Here is a 26717-nt window from a genome sequence, read left to right as displayed (position 1 = left end):
CATTAAAAAAATGTTAGCAAAAAGAATCATTCCTTGTTTGGATATAAAAAACGGAAGAACTGTAAAAGGCGTTAATTTTGTTGACTTGCGCGATGCCGGAGATCCTGTTGAATTGGCAGAAATTTATTCGGCTGAAGGTGCAGATGAATTGGTTTTTCTGGATATTTCGGCTACTGAAGAACGTCGTAAAACATTGATTAATATGGTGCGAAGTGTGGCGGAAAAAATTAATATTCCGTTTACGGTTGGTGGCGGAATTTCATCTGTTGAAGATGTGGAGATTCTGCTGAATAACGGAGCTGATAAGGTTTCGATAAATTCTTCGGCAGTAAAAAATCCGCAGCTGATCAATGATTTGGCGCAGAAATTTGGAAGCCAATGTGTTGTTGTTGCCATCGATGCCAAACAAATTAACGGACAATGGATTGTACATTTAGTTGGTGGAAAAGTACCTACAGAACTTAATTTGTTTGACTGGGCTGTTGAAGTAGCTGAACGCGGTGCAGGAGAAATTCTATTTACCTCAATGGATAACGACGGGACTAAAAACGGCTTTGCAAATGAAGCTTTGGCTAAATTATCAGAATTAGTTAATATTCCGATTATTGCTTCTGGTGGTGCAGGAAATATTCAGCATTTTGTAGATTCATTTAAAGAAGGAAAAGCGGATGCCGCTTTGGCTGCAAGTGTTTTTCACTTTAAAGAAATCGAAATTAAGGCTTTGAAGGACGAACTGAGAGATAATGGCATTGAGGTAAGGCTTTAGAAAATAGAGTTTAGAGTATAGAAAATAGAACAAAGAATCAAGAAGAAAGAAATAAAAAATATAGAAATTCAGTAATATAAAATCTGAACCCGAAGCTTCGGGACTAAAATCTACAATAATTATGGACATAGATATAAAAAGCGCACACGGATTGATTCCGGCAATTATTCAGGATTCAGAAACAAAAAATGTTTTGATGCTGGGATATATGAATGAAGAATCGCTACAGAAAACAATAGAAACTCAAAAAGTAACTTTCTTTAGCCGCTCAAAACAAAGACTTTGGACAAAAGGCGAGGAAAGTGGTAACTTTTTGAATCTGGTAGACATCAAAAATGATTGCGATGGCGACACGCTTTTAATTCAGGCAAAACCAGTGGGACCTACATGTCACACAGGCGCTGATACATGCTGGCAAGAAGAAAATAAAGAAAATTACGGTTTTATTTCTCAGTTAGAAAACACTATCAAAACCCGTAGAGAAAATGCCGATTCTGAAAAAAGTTATGTAGCTTCATTATTCGAAAAAGGAATTAATAAAATTGCTCAAAAAGTAGGTGAAGAAGCTGTAGAAGTAGTTATCGAAGCCAAAGATGATAATGATGATTTATTCTTAAGCGAAAGCGCCGATTTGTTATTTCACTACTTAATTTTACTTCAGGCAAAAGGTTTTGAATTGAATGATGTTGTTGATGTGTTGAAGAAACGTCAGAAGTAGTTTAGTTTTAAAGAAAAAAGAAAATAAAGTTGCATTGTGATTTATAACTATTATAGTTTTAAACATAATGCAATTTTTTGTGTTTAATATTTGAAAAAAAAGTACATTTAATTTCTCTAAATATTCTTTTATGAAGTTGTATATCTGTTTGTTGATGCTGTTAAATACTTGTTTTAATTACGCTTTTAAGAAGCGTGAAGTACCATATTCAATTGTTATTGCAAAGTCAGATTTAATAGTTGATGGGACAATTTCTAAAGTTTCAAAGAATGAATATGAATTTACAATAAGCCAGTTTGTAAAAGGGAGATCAGCCTTAAAAATCAAGGTCTCGATCTGGAAAGAATGGATTTGTGATCCAAGAATTAAAGAGCTAAAAACTGGTCAGAGATTAATTTTGTTTTTAGAAAAGTCACCTAGTGGTAATTTTAGCCCAATCAATGATAGTACCGGCGAGATATATGTAGATAATGATTCTTTTATAAATATATTTCTTCCAGAAGAGTTTACTAATCCTAAAGTTCTAAAAGAAGGAATCTCAATGTTTTTACAAACTTATAAAGTTTATGGAGATTTAAATGATAGGTTTTTACAAAATATTCATATAGAGTCTAATAAGTCTATATTTGAAATCTATAAAATGAAAGAAGATAATAAGGTTTTTAAATTTTTAGTCGCTAATGATGTGCCTTATTCTGAAGTTAAATTTAATTTGATACCACAGTTTTATTAAGTAAAGATAAAAAAAAACTATTAAGTAAGTCTGTTTAATCACTTAGCAGGACTTCAACTTTGTTCAGCACGACAAAAAATGTGGTTAATAAAAGAGAGAAAAAATCCGCCTAAATCTGCGTTTTCGCTTTAGCGAATCCGTGTCATCCGCGTACCATTTCAACGTTACTCCATAAACTCAAAAACCGCAAATTCTTCCGGTTGGTGAAAGCCATATTTTAAACTCTTATAATGTTGTAAGGCAAGATATTCAGTAAGATTACCGTAATCAATTCTAAAAGCATTTCCTCTCCATTTTGTTCCAGCTTTTGGCTTTGTGAAATTTCCATTTTTAACAGTTTTCAAACTAAAAAACGGAATCTTGATTTCTGTATTATACCCTTCGGCAGTTATTTTACTTACGGTTTCTAATCCTGAAATATCAAAAGCCATACTCGTATTCCAGCCACCGCAAAGTGGTGAAATACATTTAAGAACCATATCATAATTAGAAGAAAATGCATTTACACCAATTTCTATATAATTTTGACCATCACCATCTGGATCTATAAAAATCTCAATCAAATCATCTGTATTGAAAATTTGTGAATCTTTCTTTTGAACTTTCCCTATGATTTTAGAATCGGTACAACGATAGGCGATATAAAGATTTTCATCATTCCACGAAAGTGAAACAAAAGTGTTTTGTGTAGCGCTTTCGCCGGAATTATGAATTACAAACGGACCTGAAAATGGAGTTTTCCAGTCTGATAAATCTCCGTCAATACTTAATTTTTCAATTGTTTTGTGAACAGGAATATTTTGGGAGTAATTTATTGTCGCGTACATCAGGCACAGAACAAAAGTGATTGTACTAATTTTCATAAATAGTATAAATGATTTGGATAGGCTAAAATACAGAAGAATAAATGAAATTTAACATTAAATAGTGGGAAGACGTAGTATAAAATTATTCAAAACTTGATTCGAATGTTTACATTTGTTCTAGCTAAAGCAGGTTGAATTACCTTCTTTATTTTGGTTAAAAGCAAATATTTAATTCGTATGAAAAAATACTTTGGCGGCGTTTTTATCGCCTTTTTAATTGGTTCTACAGCCAATGCACAAGGACTTCTAAATAAGTCAGAAACTGTTTTTACACATCAGGACTCTTTACGCGGAAGCATTACAAAAGAAAGAATCTGGTGGGATTTAAAATACTATCATCTAGATGTTAAGGTAAATCCAAAAGAAAAAACTATTACAGGATCAAATACCGTTCGTTATACAGTTTTGACTGCTTACAATAAAATGCAAATTGATTTGCAGGAACCTATGCAGATTTATAAAGTAACGCAGGACGGAAAAGAATTGAAGTTTGAAAGGGACGGAAACGCTTTTTTTATTGAATTAACAGCAAATCAAAAAGTAGGTGAAACAAAGGAAATCGTAATTTCTTTTGGAGGAAAACCAAAGGAAGCGGTTAATCCACCGTGGGATGGAGGAATTACCTGGAAAAAAGATAAAAACGGAAAGGATTTTATAGCTTCATCATGTCAGGGTTTGGGCGCCAGTGTTTGGTGGCCTTGTAAGGATCATATGTACGACGAAGTAGAGAATATGTTAATCAGCGTAAATGTTCCCGGAGATTTAACAGATGTTTCAAACGGAAGATTAAAAAGCGTTAAAAAAGAAAAAGACGGTACTAAAACTTTTAATTGGTATGTTTCGAATCCAATTAATAATTATGGCGTAAATATAAATATTGGCGATTATGTAAATTTCTCTGAAAAGTTTAAAGGAGAAAAAGGAGATTTAGATTGTAATTACTATGTTTTAAGAGATAATTTAGCCGTTGCCAAAGAACAATTTAAAGATGCTCCAAGAATGTTAAAAGCATTTGAGAATTGGTTTGGACCTTATCCTTTTTATGAAGACAGTTATAAATTAGTCGAAGCACCTTATTTAGGAATGGAGCACCAAAGCAGCGTAACTTATGGTAATGGTTATAAAAACGGTTATTTGGGGCGCGATTTAAGCGGAACAGGGTGGGGACTAAAATTTGATTTTATCATTATCCATGAGTCCGGTCATGAGTGGTTTGCGAATAATATTACATACAAAGATATTGCAGATATGTGGATTCATGAGAGTTTTACCAACTATTCTGAAAGTTTGTTTCTTGAATATTATTATGGAAAAGATGCTGCGGCAGAATACGTAATTGGATGTAGAAAAGGAATTAAAAATGACAAACCAATCATTGGTAATTATGATGTAAATAATGAAGGATCTGGCGATATGTATCCAAAAGGAGCAAATATGCTGCACATGATCCGTCAGATAATTAACGATGATGCAAAATGGAAATCGATTTTAAGAGGTTTAAACAGTACTTTTTACCACCAAACGGTTACTTCTAAACAAATCGAAGATTATATAAACAATCAATCAGGAATTAATTTTAACAGAGTTTATGCGCAATACCTGACCACAACTCAAATTCCGGTTTTTGAATATATTTTTAAAAATGGATCTTTTGGATATCACTGGACTAATTGTGTTTCTAAATTTGATATGCCGGTAAAAGTAACTTTAAACGGTGAAGAAATTTGGTTGAAACCAACAACGGAATGGAAATCTGAAAAAACAACAAACGAAAATAGAACTATAGCAGTCGATAAGAATTTCTATGTAACAAGTTCTAATATTGTTGAATAAAGTTTAAAACAAATTATAATTCGTTGGAGTTTAGTAAACCCGACAGGTTTTAAAAACCTGTCGGGTTTGTCGTTTAATATCATTATGTTTTGTTTTATTTGTACGAATATTACCTTTTTATTTTTTAACTTAGACGACAATGATCTGAACATAAGTGAGTTAATTCAGTTATGTTTTAAAAAAGCGTATTCCGAAAAGCTAATAGAGTAGGAACAAATCAAATCATGCTATTATGAAAAACCTAAAAAACCTAAGAAACATTGAAATTTTAAGTAAAAATGCACAGAAATTTATAATTGGCGGGGGTCTCCCATACGTAAATCCAACTATAGGTTTATGCGACAGATTGTGCGGAGAAGCAGGTGGAGTTTTATCAAATACACCCGGAAGAGGTGATGTTTGTCTTGCAGGAACATCTACTTGCTGCTATTGCAGATAAAAAAAAGTAAACCCGACAGATTTAAAAAAACCTGTCGGGTTTGTTATTTCAATAAAACGCCAAAAATAAATCTATCGGCTATTAAATTTTGCTTTTTCCTTAATAATATCAGCAATTTTTCGGTTCTCGATTTTGCTTTCCAGCCAGGATATAATATCAAGATATAAGAATGCTCTTTTTTCGTAGGTATTCTTTTCGAGTTCAACGAAACGTGCGTGCATTTTTTTAAATTCTTTTTTAATATCAGCAGGATAAAAGTTATTTAAGTTTCTTAAAAACTTAATGATTTCTTTTTGTACTTCGTGTAAGTCATTCATTTTCAGTAAAAACTTATACGTATTCTTAAGATGATTTTCTAAGTAATAATCTTTTCCTAATTCATAATGCGCTATTAAAGACAAAAGTCTCGCAAAACACATTAGATCTTCACGCATGCTTAAGTTCTTGTTGTTGATGATTTTATCGAGATAAAAGATGCATTCGGTATATTTTTCATTTCCAAAATAAATAGAAGCTATTTTATAGAAAAACAACATCTCGTGATGTTCATCAAGATGCTCGCTATGTAATTTTATTTTTTCTAAAATCTCAGGAATCAAATATTCGCTTTCGGCAAAAGTACCTTCCAGAATGTGCAGGTTTAGTTTATTGTTATAAACATATAGAAATGATAATGATGCAATGTTATCATTTACCGGAAATTTTTCATCCTGAATTGTTTCTTCTAAAAGTGATAGGTATTTTTTGAAATTTGATTTGTATTTCAGCATATATAAGGATTCCAGAAAGTAATGATTTCCTTTAAGGAAAAATACAGGATTCTGGTAAATCATATTTGGATTATCATAAAACAACGTAACCCATTTATAAGCATATTTATAACTGGCTAAAAAGTCCTGAACCAGAAAACTGCGCCATAAATTAGCATTATAAAACCAGTATTTCTCACGGAAACCAAACTTCGTTTCGTCTAATTTGGCAATATGTTTATTAAAATAATCATCAATATATTTATATTCCTCATCATTCTTTACATAACCGGTTTTTAGCATGATTCCGTAAAGCTGAAGCGATAGATTCGATAATTTGCTTGAAATTGTATTTCTGTAATTCAATTCTTTTGCCTGAATAACCAATTCGTCTGCACGTCCCTGAATACTTCGTGTAATATATTGTGATTCGATTAGTTTTTCGAATTCCACAATTTCATACGCCATATATTTCTCGTCATTTTCCAGCGCGATGATTTTTGTCTTGTCCAGAATCTTCAAACTTTGTTTATATAAGCCTTTATTATATAAGATACCGGCAAAATCTATTTGTTCACGCAATTGATAACGAATGTTCTGACTCGGAATATTCAGTCGGATACTAACCAGAATTTGCTTGTACAAGTATGATTTTAAGTTAGATAACTGTACTTTTTTGATGATTCCGCTTTTTAGGATAAGCTTTTCATCGTAGGTTTCAGATTTATCCAGAATATTAAATAATTCAATGAATTTCGTATTTGAACTCGTCTCTAAACGGCTTGCAAAAATCTTAAACTGTCTTTTTTCGGATTTAGAAAGCGATTTTATTAATACAAATAAGAAATCTTTTTGATGGTTAGCCATTGTAAAATATAATAATATAACTTATTGATTTTTAGTTATTTAGTTCGTTATAAATTGTGTTATGAACAGTATAATTTCATTAAAATGAATTTCATACTGAAGAAGTACAATATATATTTGTTATCAAGATGTGAAATTACATTAAATAAATGAATATGAATAGAGAGAAAGTTCAAATTTTTGACACCACTTTGCGCGATGGTGAACAAGTTCCAGGATGTAAGTTAGATACTAAACAAAAACTAGTTATCGCAGAACGACTTGATAAAATGGGAGTTGACATTATCGAAGCAGGTTTTCCTGTGTCAAGTCCGGGCGATTTTTTATCGGTCTCTGAGATTTGTAAAATTGTAGAAAATGCAACCGTCTGCGGACTTACAAGAGCCGTAAAAAACGACATTGATGTTGCTGCAGCAGCTTTAAAGCATGCTAAAAGACCTAGAATCCATACAGGAATCGGAACATCTGAATCTCATATACTCCATAAATTAAATACCACAAGAGAAGATATTATTGCCAGAGCAAAATATGCCGTATCACATGCAAAATCTTATGTAGAAGACGTTGAGTTTTATGCAGAAGATGCAGGTAGAACTGATAATGCTTTCCTGGCAAAAGTTTGTGAAGAAGTAATCAAATCCGGAGCAACCGTATTAAATATTCCGGATACAACAGGATATTGTTTGCCGGAAGAATATGGTGCAAAAATTAAATATCTAAAAGAAAACGTAAAAGGTATCGAAAATGTGATCCTTTCATGTCACTGTCATAATGATTTAGGAATGGCAACTGCAAACTCTATTGCAGGAGCTATAAACGGAGCGAGACAAATAGAATGTACTATTAATGGTATTGGGGAAAGAGCTGGAAACACTGCTCTTGAAGAAGTGGTAATGATTTTTAAACAACATCCTTACTTAAATCTGGATACCAATATCAATACAAGAGAATTGAACGAAATGAGCCGATTAGTTTCTGAAAGTATGGGAATGATCGTGCAACCCAATAAAGCTATTGTTGGAGCGAATGCTTTTGCGCATAGTTCAGGAATTCACCAGGATGGTGTAATCAAAAACAGAGCAACTTACGAAATCATGGATCCGCTTGATGTGGGTGTAAATGAATCTTCAATCATTTTGACAGCAAGAAGCGGAAGAGCTGCTTTGGCTTACCGTGCTAAAAAAGTGGGTTACGAACTGACAAAAGTGCAATTGGATATTGTATATGTAGAGTTTTTGAAATTTGCAGATATCAAAAAAGAAGTGATAGATGCAGATATTCACCAAATTATTGAAGCTTCAAAAATTGAAGGTGATTTAATAAGAAGCTAGTTGAAAAGAGAATAGCAAATAGAAAATAGAACAAAGAAAAAAAGATTTAAATACATAAAGAACGAGACGTTATGAATTTGAAAATAGCAGTTTTACCAGGAGACGGAATTGGACCGGAAGTAATTTTACAAGCCAAAAAAGCATTATATGCTATTGGTGAGGTGTACAATCATGAATTTGTATTTGAAGAAGCTCTCATGGGGGCAATTGCTATTGAGAAAACAGGAAACCCATTGCCGGAGCAGACTTTAAATCTTTGTTTAAACACAGATGCAGTTTTGTTTGGTGCTATCGGGGATCCTAAATATGATAACAATCCAAATTCAAAAGTTCGTCCGGAGCAGGGTTTATTAAGGCTTCGTAAAGAACTGGGATTATTTGCTAATATTCGTCCTATAAAACCGTATAAATCATTGATCGATGCTTCTCCTTTAAAAAGAGAAATTATCGAAGGAGCTGATTTTACTATTTTCAGAGAATTAACAGGCGGAGCTTATTTTGGAGCCAAAACATTAAATGAAGAAGGAACACATGCTTCGGATTTATGCGAATACTCAGAAGAAGAAATTACCAGAATTGCACATTTAGCTTTTAAATCGGCACAAAACCGACGCAAAAAACTAACAATGGTAGACAAAGCAAATGTTTTGGAAACCTCAAGATTGTGGAGAAAAGTAGTTCAAAAAGTGAGTGTGAATTATCCGGATGTAGCTTTAGATTTTCTATTCGTTGATAATGCAGCAATGCAGCTGATATTAAATCCAAAACAATTTGATGTGATTTTGACAGAGAATTTATTTGGAGATATTTTATCAGATGAAGCGAGCGTCATTACGGGTTCTATTGGTTTATTGGCTTCGGCTTCTTTAGGTGAAAAAAATGCTTTGTTCGAACCTATTCACGGATCTTATCCTCAGGCAAAAGGAAAAAATATTGCCAACCCAATTGCTTCTATTTTATCGGCTGCAATGTTGTTAGAACATTTTGGTTTGTTTAAAGAGGCAAATGTAATTTATGAAGCAGTGGAAAAAGCTATCGAGTATAAAGTTGTTACAGTTGATTTAAAACCAGATTCAAAATTCGGTACAAATGAAGTAGGGGAATTTGTTTCTAATTTTATTTTCAGCAAAGATGACTTGCTATATTTTAATAATGACAATGTTCATATCGGTCAATCGACAATTGTTTAGGTTTTTTATTAAAATAATGAAATAAATAACAAGAAGTATGTGAAATGTTGAGATTTTATTTTTTTAGTCCTATTAGTTTTCATACTTTTGTGTCACTAAAAAATAAAGAATGCAAATCTCAATTATTATTACTTCTGTCTTTGTTGTCAATGTGATTCACACATCTGCACTGGGAATGGTATAAATATAATTGAAAAACTATATTAGAAACCTTCCAAATACTGGAAGGTTTTTTTTTGAATAAAAATTAAAATAAAATAATACAATAATGGAATTAAATAAGTACAGCAAAACCATCACTCAAGATCAAACACAACCTGCAGCGCAAGCCATGTTGTACGGTATTGGTTTAACTGAAGAAGATTTGAAAAAAGCACAAGTTGGTATTGTTAGTATGGGTTACGATGGTAACACTTGTAACATGCACTTGAACGATCTCGCAAAAGATGTTAAGAAAGGTGTTTGGGATGTAAATCTGGTCGGACTTATTTTTAATACCATTGGTGTAAGTGACGGAATTTCGAACGGTACTGAGGGAATGCGTTTTTCACTTGTTTCGCGTGATGTAATTGCAGATTCTATAGAAACAGTTGTGGGAGCACAATGGTACGATGGTGTAATTGCTATTCCTGGTTGTGATAAAAACATGCCTGGTGCATTAATTGCAATGGGTAGATTAAACCGCCCGTCGATGATGGTTTACGGAGGTTCAATTCACTCTGGAAAATGGAAAGGTGAATCTTTGAATATTGTTTCTGCTTTTGAGGCTTTAGGCAAAAAAGTAAAAGGAGAAATTACTCCGGAAGATTTTAAAGGTGTAATTCAAAATGCATGTCCGGGAGCTGGTGCTTGTGGCGGAATGTATACTGCAAATACGATGTCCTCTGCAATTGAAGCATTAGGAATGAGTTTACCTTACAGTTCATCAAATCCTGCTTTAAGTCAGGAAAAAAGAGATGAATGTCTTGCGGCAGGTGAAGCAATAAAAATTTTATTAGAAAAAGATATTAAGCCAAGAGATATCATGACTCGCAAGGCTTTTGAAAATGCAATTACAATTGTTGCAGTTTTAGGAGGTTCTACAAATGCAGTTATGCACTTAATTGCAATGGCTCACGCTGTTGATATCGAAATTACCTTAGATGATTTTCAGGCAATTAATGACAGAACACCAGTTTTGGCAGATATGAAGCCAAGTGGTAAATATATGATGGAAGATATTCATGAAGTTGGAGGTATTCCATCTGTAATGAAATATTTATTGAAAGCGGGACTTATTCACGGAGATTGTCTAACAGTAACAGGAAAAACTGTTGCTGAAAACTTAGCATCGACTCCGGATTTACAAGATGGTCAGCAAGTAATTCATGAAATTCAAAAAGCATTAAAACCAACAGGAAATATTCAGGTTTTATACGGAAATCTTGCTTCTGAAGGTGCTGTAGCAAAAATCAGTGGAAAAGAAGGAGAATATTTCGAAGGTCCTGCTGTTGTATTTGAAGGTGAGTTTGAAGTAATTCCAGGTCTTGAGGCTGGAAAAATAAAACCGGGTAATGTAGTCGTCATCAGGTATTGTGGACCAAAAGGTGGTCCGGGGATGCCTGAAATGCTAAAACCTACATCGGCTATTATTGGTGCGGGACTAGGAAGCAGCTGTGCTCTGATTACAGACGGAAGGTTCTCTGGAGGTTCACATGGCTTTGTGGTAGGACACATAACACCAGAAGCTTATGATGGTGGCGGTATTGCTTTAGTAAAAGATGGTGATTTGATCGCTATCGATGCTGTAAAAAATACAATCGACCTGAAAATATCTGACGAAGAATTTGCAGCTCGTAAAGCGGCTTGGGTTCAGCCACCGCTAAAAGTTACAAAAGGAGTTTTGCTTAAATATGCAAGATCGGTTTCAAGCGCTTCTACAGGTTGCGTTACCGATAAATAATTTTACAACAACATATCAAAATCAATTCTAATTTCAATTTAAATTAGAATTGATAAAAAAAATATACTATGAAAATATCAGGGGCAGAAGCCGTTATAAGATGTTTATTAGCAGAAGGAGTAGATTTGGTTTATGGATATCCGGGAGGAGCCATAATGCCTGTTTATGACGAATTGTATAAATTTCAAGATCAGTTACACCATGTTTTAGTACGTCACGAACAAGGTGCTACACATGCAGCGCAGGGATATGCGAGAGCCACAGGAAAAGTGGGTGTGGCCATCGCTACTTCAGGACCGGGTGCTACAAATTTAGTTACCGGAATTGCTGATGCACAAATCGATTCAACTCCAATGGTTTGTATTACCGGGCAGGTTGGAAAACATTTACTGGGTTCTGATGCTTTTCAGGAAACTGATATTATCGGAATTTCGACTCCGGTAACAAAATGGAATTATCAGGTTACAGAAGCATCTGAAATTCCTGAAATTATTGCAAAAGCATTTTACATTGCCCGTTCAGGACGTCCGGGACCGGTATTGATTGATATTACTAAAAATGCTCAATTTGATGAGTTCGAATTTAGTTATGAAAAATGTAGTGGAATCAGAAGTTATATTCCGGTTCCTAAATTGAAATTAGACAAAGTGGCCGAAGCTGCTGCTTTAATCAATAGTGCAAAAAAACCTTTTATTGTTTTTGGTCAGGGAATTATTCTCGGTCAGGCCGAAGAACAGCTAAAAGCTTTTATCGAAAAATCAGGAATTCCTGCAGGATGGACTATCCTTGGACTTTCAGCTTTGCCAACAGATCATCCGCTAAACGTTGGGATGTTGGGAATGCATGGAAACTACGGACCAAACATGCTGACCAATGAATGTGATGTTTTAATTGCATTAGGAATGCGTTTTGATGATCGTGTAACAGGAAATCTTAAAACTTATGCCAAACAGGCAAAAGTGATTCACTTTGAAATTGATCCTGCTGAAATTGATAAAAATGTAAAAACTGAAGTAGCCGTTTTAGGAGATGTAAAAGAAGCATTAAACGCTTTATTGCCTTTAATTGATGCAAAATCACATGATTTATGGCATAATGAGTTTAAGGAATTGCATAAAATAGAAGTAGAATCTGTTATAAATGAAGAGTTAAACCCAACGAATGGTAAAGGAATTTCAATGGGAGAAACTATGGAAATGATCAACAAACACTCAAAAGGTGATGCGATTATTGTTTCAGATGTTGGACAGCACCAAATGTTTGCTTGTCGTTATGCTAAATTTAACTCAACCAAAAGTAATATTACTTCAGGAGGTTTAGGAACAATGGGATTTGCTTTACCAGCCGCAATTGGGGCTAAGATGGGAAGACCGGATCGTGAAGTAGTTGCGATTATTGGAGATGGTGGATTTCAGATGACGATTCAGGAATTAGGGACTATTTTTCAGACTAAAGTTCCTGTAAAAATTGTTATCCTGAACAATGAGTTCTTAGGAATGGTGCGTCAATGGCAAGAACTGTTTTTTGATAACAGATATGCATCAACAAATATGATTAATCCAAATTTTGTTGCCATCGCGGAAGGATATTACATTAAATCTAAAAAAGTAACACAAAGAGATGATTTAGATGCAGCCGTTGCAGAAATGATGGCTTCAAAAGATTCATATTTCTTAGAAGTTATGGTAGAGAAAGAGAATAATGTATTCCCAATGATTCCAACAGGAGCATGTGTTTCTGAAATTAGATTAAGCTAAAGAAAAAAAGTTTCAATCCCGATAATTATCGGGAAAAAAAAACTAAAAAACAAAATGGAAGATAAAACATTTACCATATCGGTATACTCAGAAAATAATGTGGGTTTGTTGAATAGAATATCAGGAATATTCTTAAAGCGTCACATTAATATATTAAGTTTAAACGTTTCAGAATCAGAGATAGAAAATGTTTCAAGATTTATTATCGTTGTAGATACAACTGAAAAATGGGTTAAGAATATTGTAGGACAAATAGAAAAACAAATTGAGGTAATAAAAGCATTTTATCATACAGACGAAGAAACAATTTATTTAGAAAATGCTTTGTTTAAAATTGCTTCAAGTTTGTTATTTGATGAAAAACAAATTCAGAATATCATCAAAGAAAGCCAGGCTACAATTGTAACGGTTTCCCGTGATTTCTTTGTGATCTCAAAATCAGGAAGACGTTCTGAGATTGAAGAATTATATGCAAAATTTAAGCCTTACGGAATCATGCAATTTGTACGTTCCGGCAGAATATCTGTTTCTAAAGAAAAAATGGAGATCTCGACATTATTAGAAACATTTAAATAGTATCATTTTAGTTTACTTATTAATCAATTATCAAATTACACATTCATTAAATATTAAAAAAGAAAATGGCAAATTATTTCAATACATTACCACTTAGATTACAATTAGAACAGTTAGGAGTTTGCGAATTTATGGAGCAATCAGAATTTGCAGACGGTATTTCAGCATTAGCAGGAAAAAAAGTTGTTATTGTAGGTTGTGGTGCGCAAGGTTTGAATCAAGGTTTAAACATGAGAGATTCTGGTTTAGATATTTCGTATGCATTACGTGCAGATGCAATCGCTGAGAAAAGAGCTTCTTATAAAAATGCTACTGAAAACGGGTTTACTGTAGGTACTTATGAAGAATTAATTCCAACTGCTGACTTAGTTTGTAACCTTACTCCGGATAAACAACATACTGCTGTGGTTACTGCCATTATGCCATTAATGAAACAAGGTTCGACTTTAGCATATTCTCATGGTTTCAATATTGTTGAAGAAGGAATGCAAATTCGTAAAGATATTACCGTAATTATGTGTGCGCCTAAATGTCCTGGTTCTGAGGTTCGTGAAGAATACAAAAGAGGATTTGGTGTACCAACTTTAATTGCAGTTCACCCGGAAAATGATCCAAACAGTTTTGGTTTAGATCAGGCAAAAGCGTATGCAGTTGCAACTGGAGGACATAAAGCAGGAGTTTTAAAATCATCATTCGTAGCTGAAGTAAAATCAGATTTAATGGGTGAGCAAACTATCCTTTGCGGATTATTGCAGACAGGATCTATTTTATGTTTTGATAAAATGGTAGAAAAAGGAATTGAGCCTGCATATGCTTCAAAATTAATTCAATACGGATGGGAAACTATCACAGAAGCTTTAAAACATGGTGGAATTACCAATATGATGGATCGTCTTTCAAATCCTGCAAAAATTGAAGCTTATGAAATTGCTGAAGAATTAAAAGATATCATGCGTCCTTTATTCCAAAAACATCAGGATGATATTATTTCAGGAGAATTCTCCAGAACTATGATGATCGACTGGGCTAATGATGATAAAAATTTATTGACATGGAGAGCTGCAACAGGAGAAACAAACTTTGAGAAAACTGCTCCTACAGATGCTCCAATTGCTGAACAAGAATATTTTGATAATGGAGTTTTAATGATTGCAATGGTTAAAGCTGGTGTAGAATTAGCTTTTGAAACAATGACAGAAGCAGGAATTATCGAAGAATCAGCTTATTATGAGTCATTACACGAATTGCCTTTGATTGCAAATACAATTGCAAGAAAAAAATTATTTGAAATGAACCGTGTTATTTCGGATACTGCAGAATATGGCTGTTATTTATTTGACCATGCTTGTAAACCGCTATTAACTGAATTTATGAAAACTGTTGAAACAAACGTTATAGGGAAACCATTTTCAACTTCAAACGGAGTAGATAATGCTGTTTTAATTGCAGTAAACAAAGAAATTCGTCAGCATCCTATCGAAGAAGTAGGAGCATGGTTGAGAGAATCTATGACTGCAATGAAAAAAATTGGATAATAAATTGGGAATTACCACACATTCGAATGTGGGATTTGCGCTGTATCTCTGTTTTATGTAATATTTTGAATTAGTAAGCACTTATTAAGAAAAATGGATATAGATGCATATTGCATTCACTTAACTTCTGCAAGCAAGTAAGTTAAGTGAAGCTAATCCCTAATTAAGGGGTATATTTAGTAAATAGATATACTTGTTGAAGTTTCATTTTAATTAATAAAGATGCTGCTATTTTCAAAATAGATCCCGGCATTGTAATGCAGAATTACTAAAATTAATTGTTATTGAAATTGTTAAAAATAAAAGGCATGGTATTCATTTATCGTGCCTTTTTTATGATACGCATTTTTATTCATAAAAGTAAAAATTTATAGTAAATTCAGAAAAAAGCAATATTTTTTTTAATATGTGTTTTTTTTTGACAAAATTTATGAATTAAATAATTTTAAGAATACGTTGATATTTAATACATTTATAAAAAAATTCCAAAAACATATGAGTTATTATAAAATTGAAAATTTAGAACAATATTTTAAACATTACAATAAGTCAATAAGGGAGCCAAGGAAATTTTGGGGGAAGATAGCTGAAGAAAATTTTACTTGGTACCAACAATGGGAGAAAGTAGTAGATTTTAATATGGCTGATGCCGAAGTGAAATGGTTTACTGAAGCAAAAGTTAATATTACCAAAAATTGCATCGATAGACACTTAAGTAAAAGAGGAGAAAAAACGGCGATTATTTTTGAACCAAATGATCCTTCTGATAGTGCTTTACATATAACGTATAACGAATTATACGAAAGAGTTTCAAAAATGGCGAATGTTTTGCGTGAGCAAGGTGTTCGTAAAGGTGATAGAGTTTGTATTTATTTGCCTATGATTCCTGAATTGGCCGTAGCTGTTTTAGCTTGTGCCAGAATTGGAGCAATTCACTCTGTTATTTTTGCAGGATTTTCAGCTTCGGCAGTTTCTGCAAGAATTAATGATTGCGAATGTAAAATGGTAATCACTTCTGATGGAGGTTACAGAGGAAATAAAACCATAGATTTAAAAGGAATTGTAGATGAAGCATTAGAAACTTGCCCATCTGTTACTAAAGTATTGGTTGCCAAAAGAACCAATACAAATATCAAAATGAAAGAAGGCCGTGACGAATATTTACAGCCTTTGTTAGATGCAGCTTTAGATAATAGTGTTGCTGAAATCATGGATGCTGAAGATCCTTTGTTTATTTTATATACTTCAGGATCAACTGGTAAACCAAAAGGTATGGTGCATACTACAGCCGGATACATGGTTTACACTGCTTATACTTTTAAAAATGTTTTTAGTCATGAAGAAAATGATATTTTCTGGTGTACAGCAGATATTGGCTGGATTACAGGTCACTCTTATATTCTATACGGACCATTATTAAATGGAGGAACAACCGTAATTTTTGAAGGAGTTCCTTCTTATCCTGATTTTAGCCGTTTTTGGGATATTATCGAAAAACATAAAATCACACAATTCTATACAGCGCCAACTGCTATTCGTTCATTAGCAAAAGAAAGCTTAGATTACATTCAAAAATATCCTCTAAAATCTCTTAAAGTTATTGGATCTGTAGGAGAACCAATCAATGAAGAGGCTTGGCACTGGTTTAATGACCACGTGGGAGATAAAAGATGTCCTGTGGTTGATACGTGGTGGCAAACAGAAACTGGCGGAATCATGATTTCTCCTATCGCTTTTGTAACGCCAACAAAACCAACATACGCAACTTTACCATTACCGGGAATTCAGCCTGTGTTAATGGATGAAAAACGTAATGAGATTGAAGGAAATCAGGTTGTAGGTAGTTTATGTATTAAATTTCCGTGGCCGGGAATCGCCAGAACAATCTGGGGAGATCACCAGCGCTACAAAGACACTTATTTTTCTGCTTTCCCTGGAAAATATTTCACAGGAGACGGAGCATTAAGAGACGAAGTTGGTTATTACAGAATTACCGGTAGAGTAGATGATGTTGTAATTGTTTCAGGTCATAATTTAGGAACAGCTCCTATAGAAGATGCAATCAACGAGCATCCTGCAGTAGCTGAATCTGCGATTGTTGGATTCCCACATGATATTAAAGGAAATGCTTTATATGGTTATGTAATCCTAAAAGAAACTGGAGAAGTTAGAAATAAAGAAAATCTGTCTAAAGAGATTAATCAATATATTTCTGACCACATTGGGCCAATTGCAAAACTGGATAAAATTCAGTTCGTATCTGGATTACCAAAAACGCGTTCAGGAAAAATTATGCGTAGAATTTTGCGTAAAATAGCCGAAGGAGATTTTTCTAATTTTGGAGATACTTCAACATTATTAAATCCTGAAGTTGTAGAAGAAATTACAAAAGAAAGAATTTCTTAATTCTGAAATAGATAATAATAAAAAAAAAAGCCTCTTTAAAATTAAGAGGCTTTTTTTATATATTTAAAATAGTATTATTTTAACATGAGTAATTTGTAAAAGATTTACAAAAACTTATCTTTTCTTATATAAATTATATGGTAAAAAAAATTATTTAATTCCCAATCTGGATTTTAATTTCAAGAACAAAAGTGCAATTTTATAAGCATCTTCAGAAGATGAGTTTCTATCACTTTTAGGAATTTTGAATATTTCGCTTAAATCGTCTAAAGAAAACTGTTTATCGTTGATGTCCATTAATTTGCGATACATCATATCGATATCCAGTGCTTCATTTTTTAAACGTCCACAATCCAGACGTTCGAGTGCAGCATTTAGCATTTCGATATCAAAATTTATATGATGACCTACAAGAATAGAATTTCCTATAAAGTTTACAAACGCTTCAATTGCATCCGGCTCAGGCATTTTGATCATTTTGCTTTCAATGATAAACTCATTAGAAAGTCCATTATCCTGAAGGAATTTGTATTGCAGTAAAACAGCCTCGAAATTTTCTTTTATTATAATACTGTCATCCACGACTGAAAAAGCTCCCAGAGACAGAATAACATCTTTATTGGGGTTTAATCCCGAAGTTTCTGTAGATAAAACTACGAATCTATTGGGTTTTGTTTCGAATTTAGTCAGATAATCTTTCCAGAAATCCGGATACTCTTTGTTGATATTTTTAATCCAGTCTAGCATAGTTATGAGAATTGTGTAAGTTGAAATTTACTCTTAATTAGTTCCTCAAGGTCTTTCATTGGGGTTAAGGCATTTTTTAACTTTTCTTTGTCTGTTTTAGACATTTCTCTTATATTGATATATTGTCCGGAATCATCATTTTTTAACCCTTCAACTGTTCTAAATTTTGATAACGTTAAGAATGCTTCAGCACAGCTTAAATATATTTCAGCATTTTTAGAATCTGTTATCGCCAGTTGTTTGAATCGTAAATAGGTATTTTTGATTCCTTTTATATTTGAATTTAAAATCAACAATCGCGCTGCATCAATTAAAGGCATTAATGCACGGGTTTTTATATCAAATTTAGTTTTATGCGGACCTTCTTCTTCCAGAATGAATTTTTTGAAAAAGCTCAAAGCAGAGTTTTTCTTTAAGGCATCATTTCCTAAAAAGTCAAAGAACAAAGTATTGTTTACGGCATTTTTAAAAATAACATTTTCTATCACTTCTTCAATTTTTGGTTCTCCAAAAACAATCTCGTAATCAAAGAAAATACTACTTAAATCATTGCTGTTTTCACCTGGAGTATTCATCCAGCTGTTATATTGTTTTGTCCAGTCTGTCAATGATTTACACCATAACATATTGCTTCCCATATGTCCATTTGGGCAATATTCATAACCTACTTTTTCAAGTATGGCCGTTGTTCTTTTGGCTAATCTTAAAAAGTAATCTTTTACTTCTCTATATTTCTCTGGCGCAACATCTTCAAAAATAAGTATACTATCTTGATCTGTAAGTAGTAATTGCTCTTTACGACCTTGACTTCCAATACTTAACCATGCAAAACGAGCAGGAGGGGAGCCCAAATCTAAAATTGATAACTCGACAGCACGTTTTATAATAGCCAGATTAATTTCGCTTGCAATATTGCTGATATGTGAAATTGGAATATTTTTCTGAATTGAGTTCTGAATCAAATCAGACAAACGATCACGTATCTGTTTTAAGTCTTTTGGCAGCTGCGAGCGTTTAATTTCTTTAATTAAAACACCAGGGTTACTGGCTTGAGCTACAATTAAATCGTGTTCAGAAATAATTCCTTTCACCGCAGATTTACTTGTACCGTCTTTGGTAACACATAAGTGCGTAACATTGTGCTTTAGCATTAATAATTGTGCTTCGGCCAAAGAAACATTTTCAATTACTGTAACAACCGGTGAAGACATAATCTTATCAATTGTTTCTGTAATAGGGTAACGTCCTGTTGCAATTTTAGATGATAAATCAGCATTTGTCACAATACCAATTGGATTATTTTTTTCGCAAATTACAATATTGTCAACCATTGATTCTGTCATCAAAATCGCCACATCCTTAACGATACGGTTAGATTCTGTAGTTAATGGCGAATTATTGTATACAAGAGATTGTATATATTGCATTTCTGTTTGCTGATCTACATAGAAAGCAGTATCAGAAATCAGTTTTCCGTTAGAATTTACATTGTCTTTTGCATGTCTTGAATTGATGGCAAAATTCTCAAGTAAAAAATTTAAAACGTCTGAATTATTGGCAACAAAAGGTCTGAAAACCGCTATAGGTATAGCATAAATGATACTTTCTTCACGCGCTTTTGCTGTCATCATATAATTGTTTTTAGCAAAAAACGGACGCAAACCAAAAATATCACCTTCATGACATTTGTTTATAATCGTTTCTTCGGCATCAGCAATTGTAGTTAAATTTATGACACCCGAAGCCACAACATAAAAACTATCATGAAGTACGTCGTTAATTTGAAACAAAACAGCGTGTTTCTCTAAATTGATAACACGAATATTTGTAGCAATATCAGATAATTCCTGAAAAGTTAAATTATCAAATGGCGGGTATTCTTTTAAAAAATCTGCAATATGCTCAGCAATTGTATTCATAATGTTTGATAATTTTTTTTAAAGTATCGAATGTAAAAATAATAAAATAAAGTCTTACAATGAAAGCATCTTCACGAGAATATAATTATTTTGAATAATTGCTAAAGTTTCCTGTTTTCAAGGCTTTAAAAGTGTTTTTTAGTCTCTTAAAATTTTTTATTTACATTTCAATTGATATAATTTCATTGAGAATAGAGAGAATATAAACTTACATATTATTTGTTTTATTATTTATTGCAGATCTTTTGTGTCAGAATCAGATATATTGGAGAAGGTTTCAGAATATTCTATTTTACATAATATAAATTATAGTTCAAATATCATATATCTTTTAAAGATGTGATTCAGGTTAAATCCATGCTTTGTCTAATATAATTTAGTGAGAATTATTTCTTTAGGAACTAAATCAGCGCCACCTCTTTTGATAAATTGTAATACTTCATCATTTGTAAAAAGAACTGCGCTTACAGAGCCATCTTTAGATTTCATATTTATTTGAGCTTTTTCACCAAATGAATTTACATATCCAGAAACTTCCATAACGCCCGTAACAAATTTTTGATTGTCACTGATGATTTCTGCAGTTCCAAATATCTTATTGTTAGATTGCGCTATATTAATCGTAAAAATATATTCTTTGCTGCAATCCTTGCAATTTTCAGTGCTCCATGTTCCTGTAAATCGATTTGTTTGTGCATGCGCTGAAAAAGAAATTAGCACTAATAACAGAAGAAATTTTCTCATATAAAATTTTCAAAAAAACTTTTTAATAAATACGCTTCAAATATAAACGAAAAAAGCATTCGCTGTAGCGAATGCTTTTTCTTTTGAATAGAAATTAAAATTATTTAATTTTTTTCAAATAAACAGATTTCCCGTTTAAAGCAACATTTATTTCATTATTTTTTTCTGAAAAAGTTGTTCTTAAAGCGTTTCCTTTAAAAATGGTAACATCTCCGTAAACTTTTCCAGTTTCATCAGAAACGTATTCAAATAATAGTTTTTTGTTATCTGGTTCAATTCCAATTTTATAACTGGAGAATTTTGATGTTGTAAGATTAAATTCTTGCTGTGTGTCAATAATTTTCCCATCAGCATAGAAATTTGTAACGGATTTGTTCAGGGTAATATCCGGATAATATTCGTTTACTTTTTGTAAAAGTGCATATTGAGCTGGGCTTGCATCTTCTATTTTAGTTGTAATAGTCTGAGCAAATGACATTGTTGTAAAAATAAGAGCGAATAGTAAAATGTAATTTTTCATAAATTTTAGATTTAAATTAGTGGTGATCTCATTTTTTGAAATCAATTAGGTGTCAATAAACCATCTTTTGTTATTATAAGATGTGTTTAATTACATAACAAGGTACTAAATATTTACCTTTGCAGGAAATTAAAAGCAATTTTTTAAGATAATGACAACAAAAAAATACATTAAACTCATACTTATTTTAGGTTCTTTGACAGCTCTTGGTCCTTTTTCAATCGATATGTACCTGCCGGGATTCTCTGGTATCGCTAAGGATCTGCACACTACTGTAGCAAAAGTCTCCATGAGTTTATCCAGTTATTTTATCGGAATTTCTGCCGGACAATTACTTTACGGGCCTTTATTGGATCGTTTTGGGCGTAAAAAACCTTTATTTGTTGGTTTGTTAGTGTATATATTAGCTTCTTTGGGTTGTGTTTATGTAACTAATATTGATTCTTTCATATTATTACGCTTTATTCAGGCAATTGGCAGTTGTGCTGCAACAGTTGCTTCTGTGGCAATGGTCAGGGATTTATTTCCTGTAAAAGATATTCCAAAAGTATTTTCCCTTTTAATGCTTGTACTTGGTCTTTCGCCAATGTTAGCACCAACAATTGGTGGTTATGTTACGGAGGATTATGGCTGGCATACAGTATTTTTTATTTTAATGTGTATGGGAATAGCTATTTTGATAGCTGCTCAACTTGGTTTGCCAAATAGTTATAAGCCTGATACTTCGATTTCTTTAAAGCCAAAACCTATTATCTCAAACTTTTTGAAGGTACTTAAAGAGCCTCAGTTTTTTACATACGCATTTACCGGCTCAATTGCTTTTTCAGGCTTATTTACATACGTTGCGGCCTCTCCTATAGTTTTTATGGATATTTATCACGTTGATGCAAAAACTTACGGATGGATTTTTTCCTTTATGTCTGTTAGTTTTATCGGATCAAGCCAGTTAAATTCAGTTTTATTAAAGAAATTTTCAAGCGAACAAATGATTTTTGCGGCATTAATTATTCAATCTGTAATAAGTATAGTTTTTTTAATTCTTTCTGTAAATAACCTGTTGGGCTTGTACGAAACTATCGCGATGCTTTTTTTGTTTTTAGGTTGTTTGGGAATTTCAAATCCCAATACTGCCGGACTTACAATGGCACCTTTTGCTAAAAATGCCGGAAGCGCTTCCGCTCTTATGGGCGCAATTCAGCTTGGTTTGGGTGCTTTAGCTTCATTTGCTGTTGGAGTTTTTGTTAAGGATTCTGTCGCACCAATGGTTCTTATTATGACTGTAACAACGATTATTGCTTTTGTTGTTTTAAATATTGGAAAACGTTTCATTAAAGAAAAGGTTGAAATATCTGTAGATGATGATGTTTTAGTTGGACATTAAAACTAATATAATTTTGATTTCGGAGTTTCGCTTGTGATTTTTCTTTTCATTCGAAATGACAAACTGCGAGCATAAAAAAAGCCAGAATTTAATAATTCTGGCTTTTTATATTTTATTGATATTCATAATCCATTATTGGAATTTATCTATTCACTTTGTTGTCTCTTATCAGGTCTGATAATCATTCTCAAAGATTGATCTCTTGCAAAATATGCGACCATCCAGTTCCAGAATGTGTTTAATCTGTTTCTATAAGTAATTAATGATATCAAGTGGATAAACAGCCAGATAATCCAGGCAAAGAATCCTTTAAAATGCCATTTTGGACTTGGTAAATCTACTACGGCTTTATTTTTACCAATAATCGCCATGGAACCTTTGTCATTGTACCTAAAAGGTTTTAATGGTTTGTTCTGAACTAATGCTTTAAAGTTTTTAGCCAAATTTAATCCTTGCTGAATTGCAACCTGAGCCACTTGAGGATGTCCGTCGGGAAAATTTTTATCACCGGCTAAAATTGCCGTGTCGCCAATTGCATATACATTTATTAGACCATTTACTTTATTGTACTGATCTGTTGCCATACGTCTGCCACGTCCATAACTTTCTTTTGGGATTCCTTCAAATATTTTAGCAGAAACTCCGGCAGCCCAAATTAGATTTTTGGTTTTAATGGTTTCTCCGTTTTCAAAATATACTGTATCATCTATATAATCCGTAACGCGGCTGTTTAGTTTAACCACAACGCCAAGTTTTGTAATAGCATCTAAGGTGTCTTCTTGCGAAGCTTTGCTCATTGGTGCAAGCAATGCGTCTCCCCCATCGACCAAATAAACATTACTGGCTGACGTTTCTAATTCCGGATATTCTTTTAAAAGAATGTTTTTACGCATTTCCGCAAACATACCTGAAACCTCTACTCCTGTTGGTCCTCCTCCGGCAACAACAATCGTCAGCAATTTACGACGTTTACGTATGTCTTTTGTAATTGCTGCTTTTTCCAGGTTTTTAAGCAATGTATTACGCATTTCGATGGCATCATTTAAGGTTTTCATCGGAATAGCGTTTTTCATTACGTTTTCCATGCCAAAATAACTCGTTTCAGCTCCGGTAGCAAAAACCAGGTGATCATATGATAATTCGCCGTTATTAAGGATTATTTTATTTTCAGCAGGAACTACAGAAAGTAATTCACCTAAACGAAATTGAAGGTTTTTTTTGCCTGCAAAGAATTTTCTAAAAGGATAACTGATACTGGATGGCTCTAAGAACGCTGTAGCGACCTGATATATAAGTGGTGGGAAAAAATTATAATTATTTTTATCTACAAGTGTTACTTGTATTTTAGGATGGTTTACAAGTTCTTTTGCGAGATTTAGTCCGGCAAAACCACCTCCTATGATGACTATGTTCATATATGTATTTATTTAGTAGTGTTTGTGAGTAAAACTATCTGCCTTAGCAGTTGTATAAATTTAACATTATAATTCCAACATACAAAACCCAATTTGAGATTATTTCAAACTGTTTCAGAATTAATTTGCTAATTTAAGTTTCATCATAAGATCTGTTTGCTCTTCGTTTCCTAATTTAAAAATGTGTTTGTCAAACTCAACAAAACCATTTTTTTTATAAAACCCAATTGCTCTCAGATTTTTCTCCCAAACACCTAACCATACATAGTCATTGTTTTTTTGTGTGGCAACTTCTATTGCTTTGTCGTAAAGTAATTGTCCGATCTTTTTGCCATGAAATTCTTTTGAAACGTAGATTCTCTCAATTTCCAGCGCTTTATCGTCTTTTAATTCTGTTTGTGATTCTCCAAAGTTTACTTTTAAATACCCAATTACGTCATTTTCAAGAATTGCAAAATAAAATTCAGAGTCTTTGCTGTTAAGCTCAGCTGTTAGTTTTTCAGTCGAAAACCCTTTCTCTAAATAATCTTTCATATTCTCTTCAGAATTTGAATCTGAAAAGGTTTCCTCAAAAGTTTTTCTGCCAATTTTTTGTAACTGTGCAAGATCGTTTATTGTTATTCTTTTTATTTCAATATCTGCCATCTCAATTTTGTTTTATAGCGTATTATTACCCTATAAAATTACAACATAAATTAGGAAAAGCCGGAGGTGAAAATATTACTTTTTGAATTTTTTAACAGGTTTTTCGATAACTTCAACTTTGTTTTGCAAGACGTAATTTGCCATCAATTTTTCAATTAATTCATCCTTAGTAAGATGATGAAAAACAGTTTTTACTTTCGTTTTTAAATCAGTTGAAATATCGTGATTTGGTTTTGTTTTGAAGATTTGTTTGGCCCATAAAAGGGTATTGTTTTCTTCTAAACTTATTACAGAAGGTTTTTGAAACTGAGTAAATTTAATTCCCAATTCTTTTTCAAATTCAGGAATTTCGATTGTTTCTTCTTCTTGTAAAACGGTTAACGAAAGTCCCTTTGCTCCTGCCCTTGCCGTTCTACCGCTCCTGTGAACGTAATTTTCATACGTATCCGGTAAATGATAATTAACCACATACGAGATTTCTTTTACGTCGATACCTCTTGCAGCTAAATCTGTGGCTACCAGAATGTTGATATGTCCTTCACGAAACTGTTCCATGATTCTGTCACGAATTCCCTGAGATAAACTACCGTGAAGTGCTCCTGAAGAAAAACGATTTATCGCTAAGTTTTTAGCCAGTTTATTGACTGCAGCTTTGGTTTTACAGAAGATGATTCCGCGTTCACCATCTTTAGAATTCAGGAAATGCATTAATACATCCAGCTTTTCGATTGGATCCACTACAATATATTCATGATCAATTCCTTGGTTTCCAACAGTTTCCATGTTGGCACTAACCTGAACTACATTTTTGTTTAAGTAATTCTGAATCAATTGTTTGATTGTTCCCGGCAAAGTCGCAGAGAATAATAAAGTTCTGTGTTTTTTAGGCAGTTCAGCAACGATTTCGTCTAAGCTTTCTTTCAGGATCGAAACCATTTCATCTGCTTCGTCAAGTACTAAATATTGTGCTTGTTTTAAATCGATTGCTTTACGCTGAATCAAATCTATTAAACGTCCCGGCGTTGCAACAACAATATGTGTTGGCTGTGATAAACGCTCAATTTGAGGCTTTATTGGGATTCCGCCACAAGTTGAAGCTATGGAAATGTTTGGAATATGTTTTCCGAAATCTTCTAAATTTCTAAAAATTTGTTGTCCTAGTTCTCTGGTTGGTACCAAAATTACAGCCTGAACAATTGGTGATTCCGTATCAATTAATTGTAACAATGGTAATCCGAAAGCAGCTGTTTTACCGGTTCCGGTTTTGGCTAAACCTACAACATCATGCGTTTCAGACAGCAATAATGGTATTGTTTTTTGTTGAATTTCTGTTGGTTCAACAATGTTCAATTCGCTTAAAGCTTTTAAAATTGGTGCTGAAATCCCTAATGATGAGAATTGTTTAGACATACTTTGTATTTTAGAGTTCTGATTTTAGATTTTAGATTTCTGCCGCAGATTACTCAGATTAAAATGATTTTTTTAGAACCTTTGGTTCTTTTATTTTTTTGTCATTTCGACGAAGGAGAAATCACATCCAATATTCGACAAACTTTGTGTAATACTAGTGTGATTTCTCCTTCATTTTGGTGACATAACTTTATAATTATTATTCCTTATGAAATCTAAAGCCTTAGC

22 protein-coding genes are annotated in these 26717 nt (G+C 33.0%); 13 read left to right on the top strand and 9 right to left on the bottom strand.

Features of this window, described 5'->3' with window-relative positions:
• Positions 1-10 precede the first annotated feature (10 nt).
• The 3 genes from hisF to RC62_RS02420 all read left to right on the top strand — a co-directional run bounded on the left by hisF (position 11) and on the right by RC62_RS02420 (position 2217).
• The gene (hisF, locus tag RC62_RS02430) at positions 11-766 is read left to right on the top strand and encodes an imidazole glycerol phosphate synthase subunit HisF (protein ID WP_055092278.1); all 756 of its coding nucleotides are present in this window, start codon (positions 11-13) and stop codon (positions 764-766) included.
• 115 nt (positions 767-881) lie between these two features.
• A complete protein-coding gene (gene hisIE, locus RC62_RS02425) occupies positions 882-1484 on the top strand; it encodes a bifunctional phosphoribosyl-AMP cyclohydrolase/phosphoribosyl-ATP diphosphatase HisIE (protein ID WP_262494059.1) in 603 nt (200 codons plus the stop codon).
• 130 nt (positions 1485-1614) lie between these two features.
• Entirely contained in the window at positions 1615-2217 is a 603-nt protein-coding gene (locus RC62_RS02420; protein WP_157472325.1) for a hypothetical protein, read from the top strand.
• Positions 2218-2381: 164 nt separating this feature from the next.
• Here RC62_RS02420 and RC62_RS02415 read toward each other — a convergent pair whose 3' ends face one another.
• Positions 2382-3080: a carbohydrate-binding family 9-like protein gene (locus RC62_RS02415; protein WP_055092274.1), complete on the bottom strand. Its 699-nt coding sequence runs from the start codon at positions 3078-3080 to the stop codon at positions 2382-2384.
• Positions 3081-3260: 180 nt separating this feature from the next.
• Between RC62_RS02415 and RC62_RS02410 the strand changes: the two genes are divergently transcribed.
• Positions 3261-4916 (top strand): M1 family metallopeptidase, encoded by a 1656-nt coding sequence (locus RC62_RS02410; protein ID WP_055092273.1) that lies wholly within the window; start codon positions 3261-3263, stop codon positions 4914-4916.
• A gap of 232 nt (positions 4917-5148) precedes the next feature.
• Complete coding sequence (locus tag RC62_RS02405; protein ID WP_055092272.1) at positions 5149-5355, top strand: hypothetical protein; 207 nt, start codon at positions 5149-5151, stop codon at positions 5353-5355.
• Positions 5356-5426: 71 nt separating this feature from the next.
• Here the strand turns inward: RC62_RS02405 and RC62_RS02400 are convergent, their stop codons facing one another.
• A complete protein-coding gene (locus RC62_RS02400; RefSeq protein WP_055092271.1) occupies positions 5427-6971 on the bottom strand; it encodes a hypothetical protein in 1545 nt (514 codons plus the stop codon).
• Between the two features lie 155 nt (positions 6972-7126).
• Here RC62_RS02400 and RC62_RS02395 point away from each other — a divergent pair, with 155 nt between their 5' ends.
• From RC62_RS02395 to acs, 7 genes are all read left to right on the top strand, one after another.
• Positions 7127-8302 (top strand): 2-isopropylmalate synthase, encoded by a 1176-nt coding sequence (locus tag RC62_RS02395; protein WP_082421216.1) that lies wholly within the window; start codon positions 7127-7129, stop codon positions 8300-8302.
• Positions 8303-8373: 71 nt separating this feature from the next.
• Positions 8374-9492, top strand: coding sequence for a 3-isopropylmalate dehydrogenase (gene leuB, locus RC62_RS02390; protein ID WP_055092269.1), 1119 nt, complete (start codon positions 8374-8376; stop codon positions 9490-9492).
• Between the two features lie 268 nt (positions 9493-9760).
• On the top strand, positions 9761-11434 hold the full coding sequence (ilvD, locus tag RC62_RS02385; protein WP_055092266.1) for a dihydroxy-acid dehydratase: 1674 nt from the start codon (positions 9761-9763) through the stop codon (positions 11432-11434).
• A 68-nt stretch (positions 11435-11502) separates the two neighbouring features.
• Complete coding sequence (gene ilvB, locus RC62_RS02380) at positions 11503-13191, top strand: biosynthetic-type acetolactate synthase large subunit (RefSeq protein ID WP_055092265.1); 1689 nt, start codon at positions 11503-11505, stop codon at positions 13189-13191.
• Positions 13192-13245: 54 nt separating this feature from the next.
• Positions 13246-13767: an acetolactate synthase small subunit gene (ilvN, locus tag RC62_RS02375; protein WP_055092264.1), complete on the top strand. Its 522-nt coding sequence runs from the start codon at positions 13246-13248 to the stop codon at positions 13765-13767.
• A gap of 65 nt (positions 13768-13832) precedes the next feature.
• Positions 13833-15302, top strand: coding sequence for a ketol-acid reductoisomerase (gene ilvC / locus RC62_RS02370; protein ID WP_055092262.1), 1470 nt, complete (start codon positions 13833-13835; stop codon positions 15300-15302).
• Positions 15303-15797: 495 nt separating this feature from the next.
• Positions 15798-17708, top strand: a complete 1911-nt coding sequence (gene acs, locus RC62_RS02365; RefSeq protein WP_055092260.1) for an acetate--CoA ligase — start codon at positions 15798-15800, stop codon at positions 17706-17708.
• Between the two features lie 150 nt (positions 17709-17858).
• On the opposite strand, the gene RC62_RS02360 is transcribed toward acs, so the two are convergent.
• The 4 genes from RC62_RS02360 to RC62_RS02345 form a co-directional block, all read right to left on the bottom strand.
• Positions 17859-18455: a PolC-type DNA polymerase III gene (locus RC62_RS02360; protein WP_055092258.1), complete on the bottom strand. Its 597-nt coding sequence runs from the start codon at positions 18453-18455 to the stop codon at positions 17859-17861.
• A gap of 2 nt (positions 18456-18457) precedes the next feature.
• Positions 18458-20374 (bottom strand): DUF294 nucleotidyltransferase-like domain-containing protein, encoded by a 1917-nt coding sequence (locus RC62_RS02355; RefSeq protein ID WP_055092256.1) that lies wholly within the window; start codon positions 20372-20374, stop codon positions 18458-18460.
• A 366-nt stretch (positions 20375-20740) separates the two neighbouring features.
• Positions 20741-21118, bottom strand: a complete 378-nt coding sequence (locus RC62_RS02350; protein ID WP_055092255.1) for a hypothetical protein — start codon at positions 21116-21118, stop codon at positions 20741-20743.
• A gap of 100 nt (positions 21119-21218) precedes the next feature.
• Positions 21219-21638 carry a hypothetical protein gene (locus RC62_RS02345; RefSeq protein WP_055092254.1) on the bottom strand — a complete coding sequence of 140 codons (420 nt, stop codon included), beginning with the start codon at positions 21636-21638 and terminating at the stop codon, positions 21219-21221.
• Between the two features lie 151 nt (positions 21639-21789).
• Here RC62_RS02345 and RC62_RS02340 point away from each other — a divergent pair, with 151 nt between their 5' ends.
• Entirely contained in the window at positions 21790-23019 is a 1230-nt protein-coding gene (locus RC62_RS02340; RefSeq protein WP_055092252.1) for a multidrug effflux MFS transporter, read from the top strand.
• A gap of 146 nt (positions 23020-23165) precedes the next feature.
• Here the strand turns inward: RC62_RS02340 and RC62_RS02335 are convergent, their stop codons facing one another.
• The 3 genes from RC62_RS02335 to RC62_RS02325 form a co-directional block, all read right to left on the bottom strand.
• Positions 23166-24434, bottom strand: coding sequence for an NAD(P)/FAD-dependent oxidoreductase (locus tag RC62_RS02335; RefSeq protein WP_055092250.1), 1269 nt, complete (start codon positions 24432-24434; stop codon positions 23166-23168).
• A gap of 120 nt (positions 24435-24554) precedes the next feature.
• The gene (locus RC62_RS02330; protein ID WP_055092246.1) at positions 24555-25079 is read right to left on the bottom strand and encodes a GNAT family N-acetyltransferase; all 525 of its coding nucleotides are present in this window, start codon (positions 25077-25079) and stop codon (positions 24555-24557) included.
• A gap of 75 nt (positions 25080-25154) precedes the next feature.
• Positions 25155-26489 (bottom strand): DEAD/DEAH box helicase, encoded by a 1335-nt coding sequence (locus tag RC62_RS02325; protein ID WP_055092243.1) that lies wholly within the window; start codon positions 26487-26489, stop codon positions 25155-25157.
• Between the last annotated feature and the right edge of the window lie 228 nt (positions 26490-26717).

Origin of the sequence: Flavobacterium aquidurense (assembly GCF_001404985.1) — a bacterium.
GTDB classification, from domain to species: Bacteria; Bacteroidota; Bacteroidia; order Flavobacteriales; family Flavobacteriaceae; genus Flavobacterium; species Flavobacterium aquidurense_B.
This window is presented reverse-complemented; position numbering and strand designations above follow the sequence as displayed.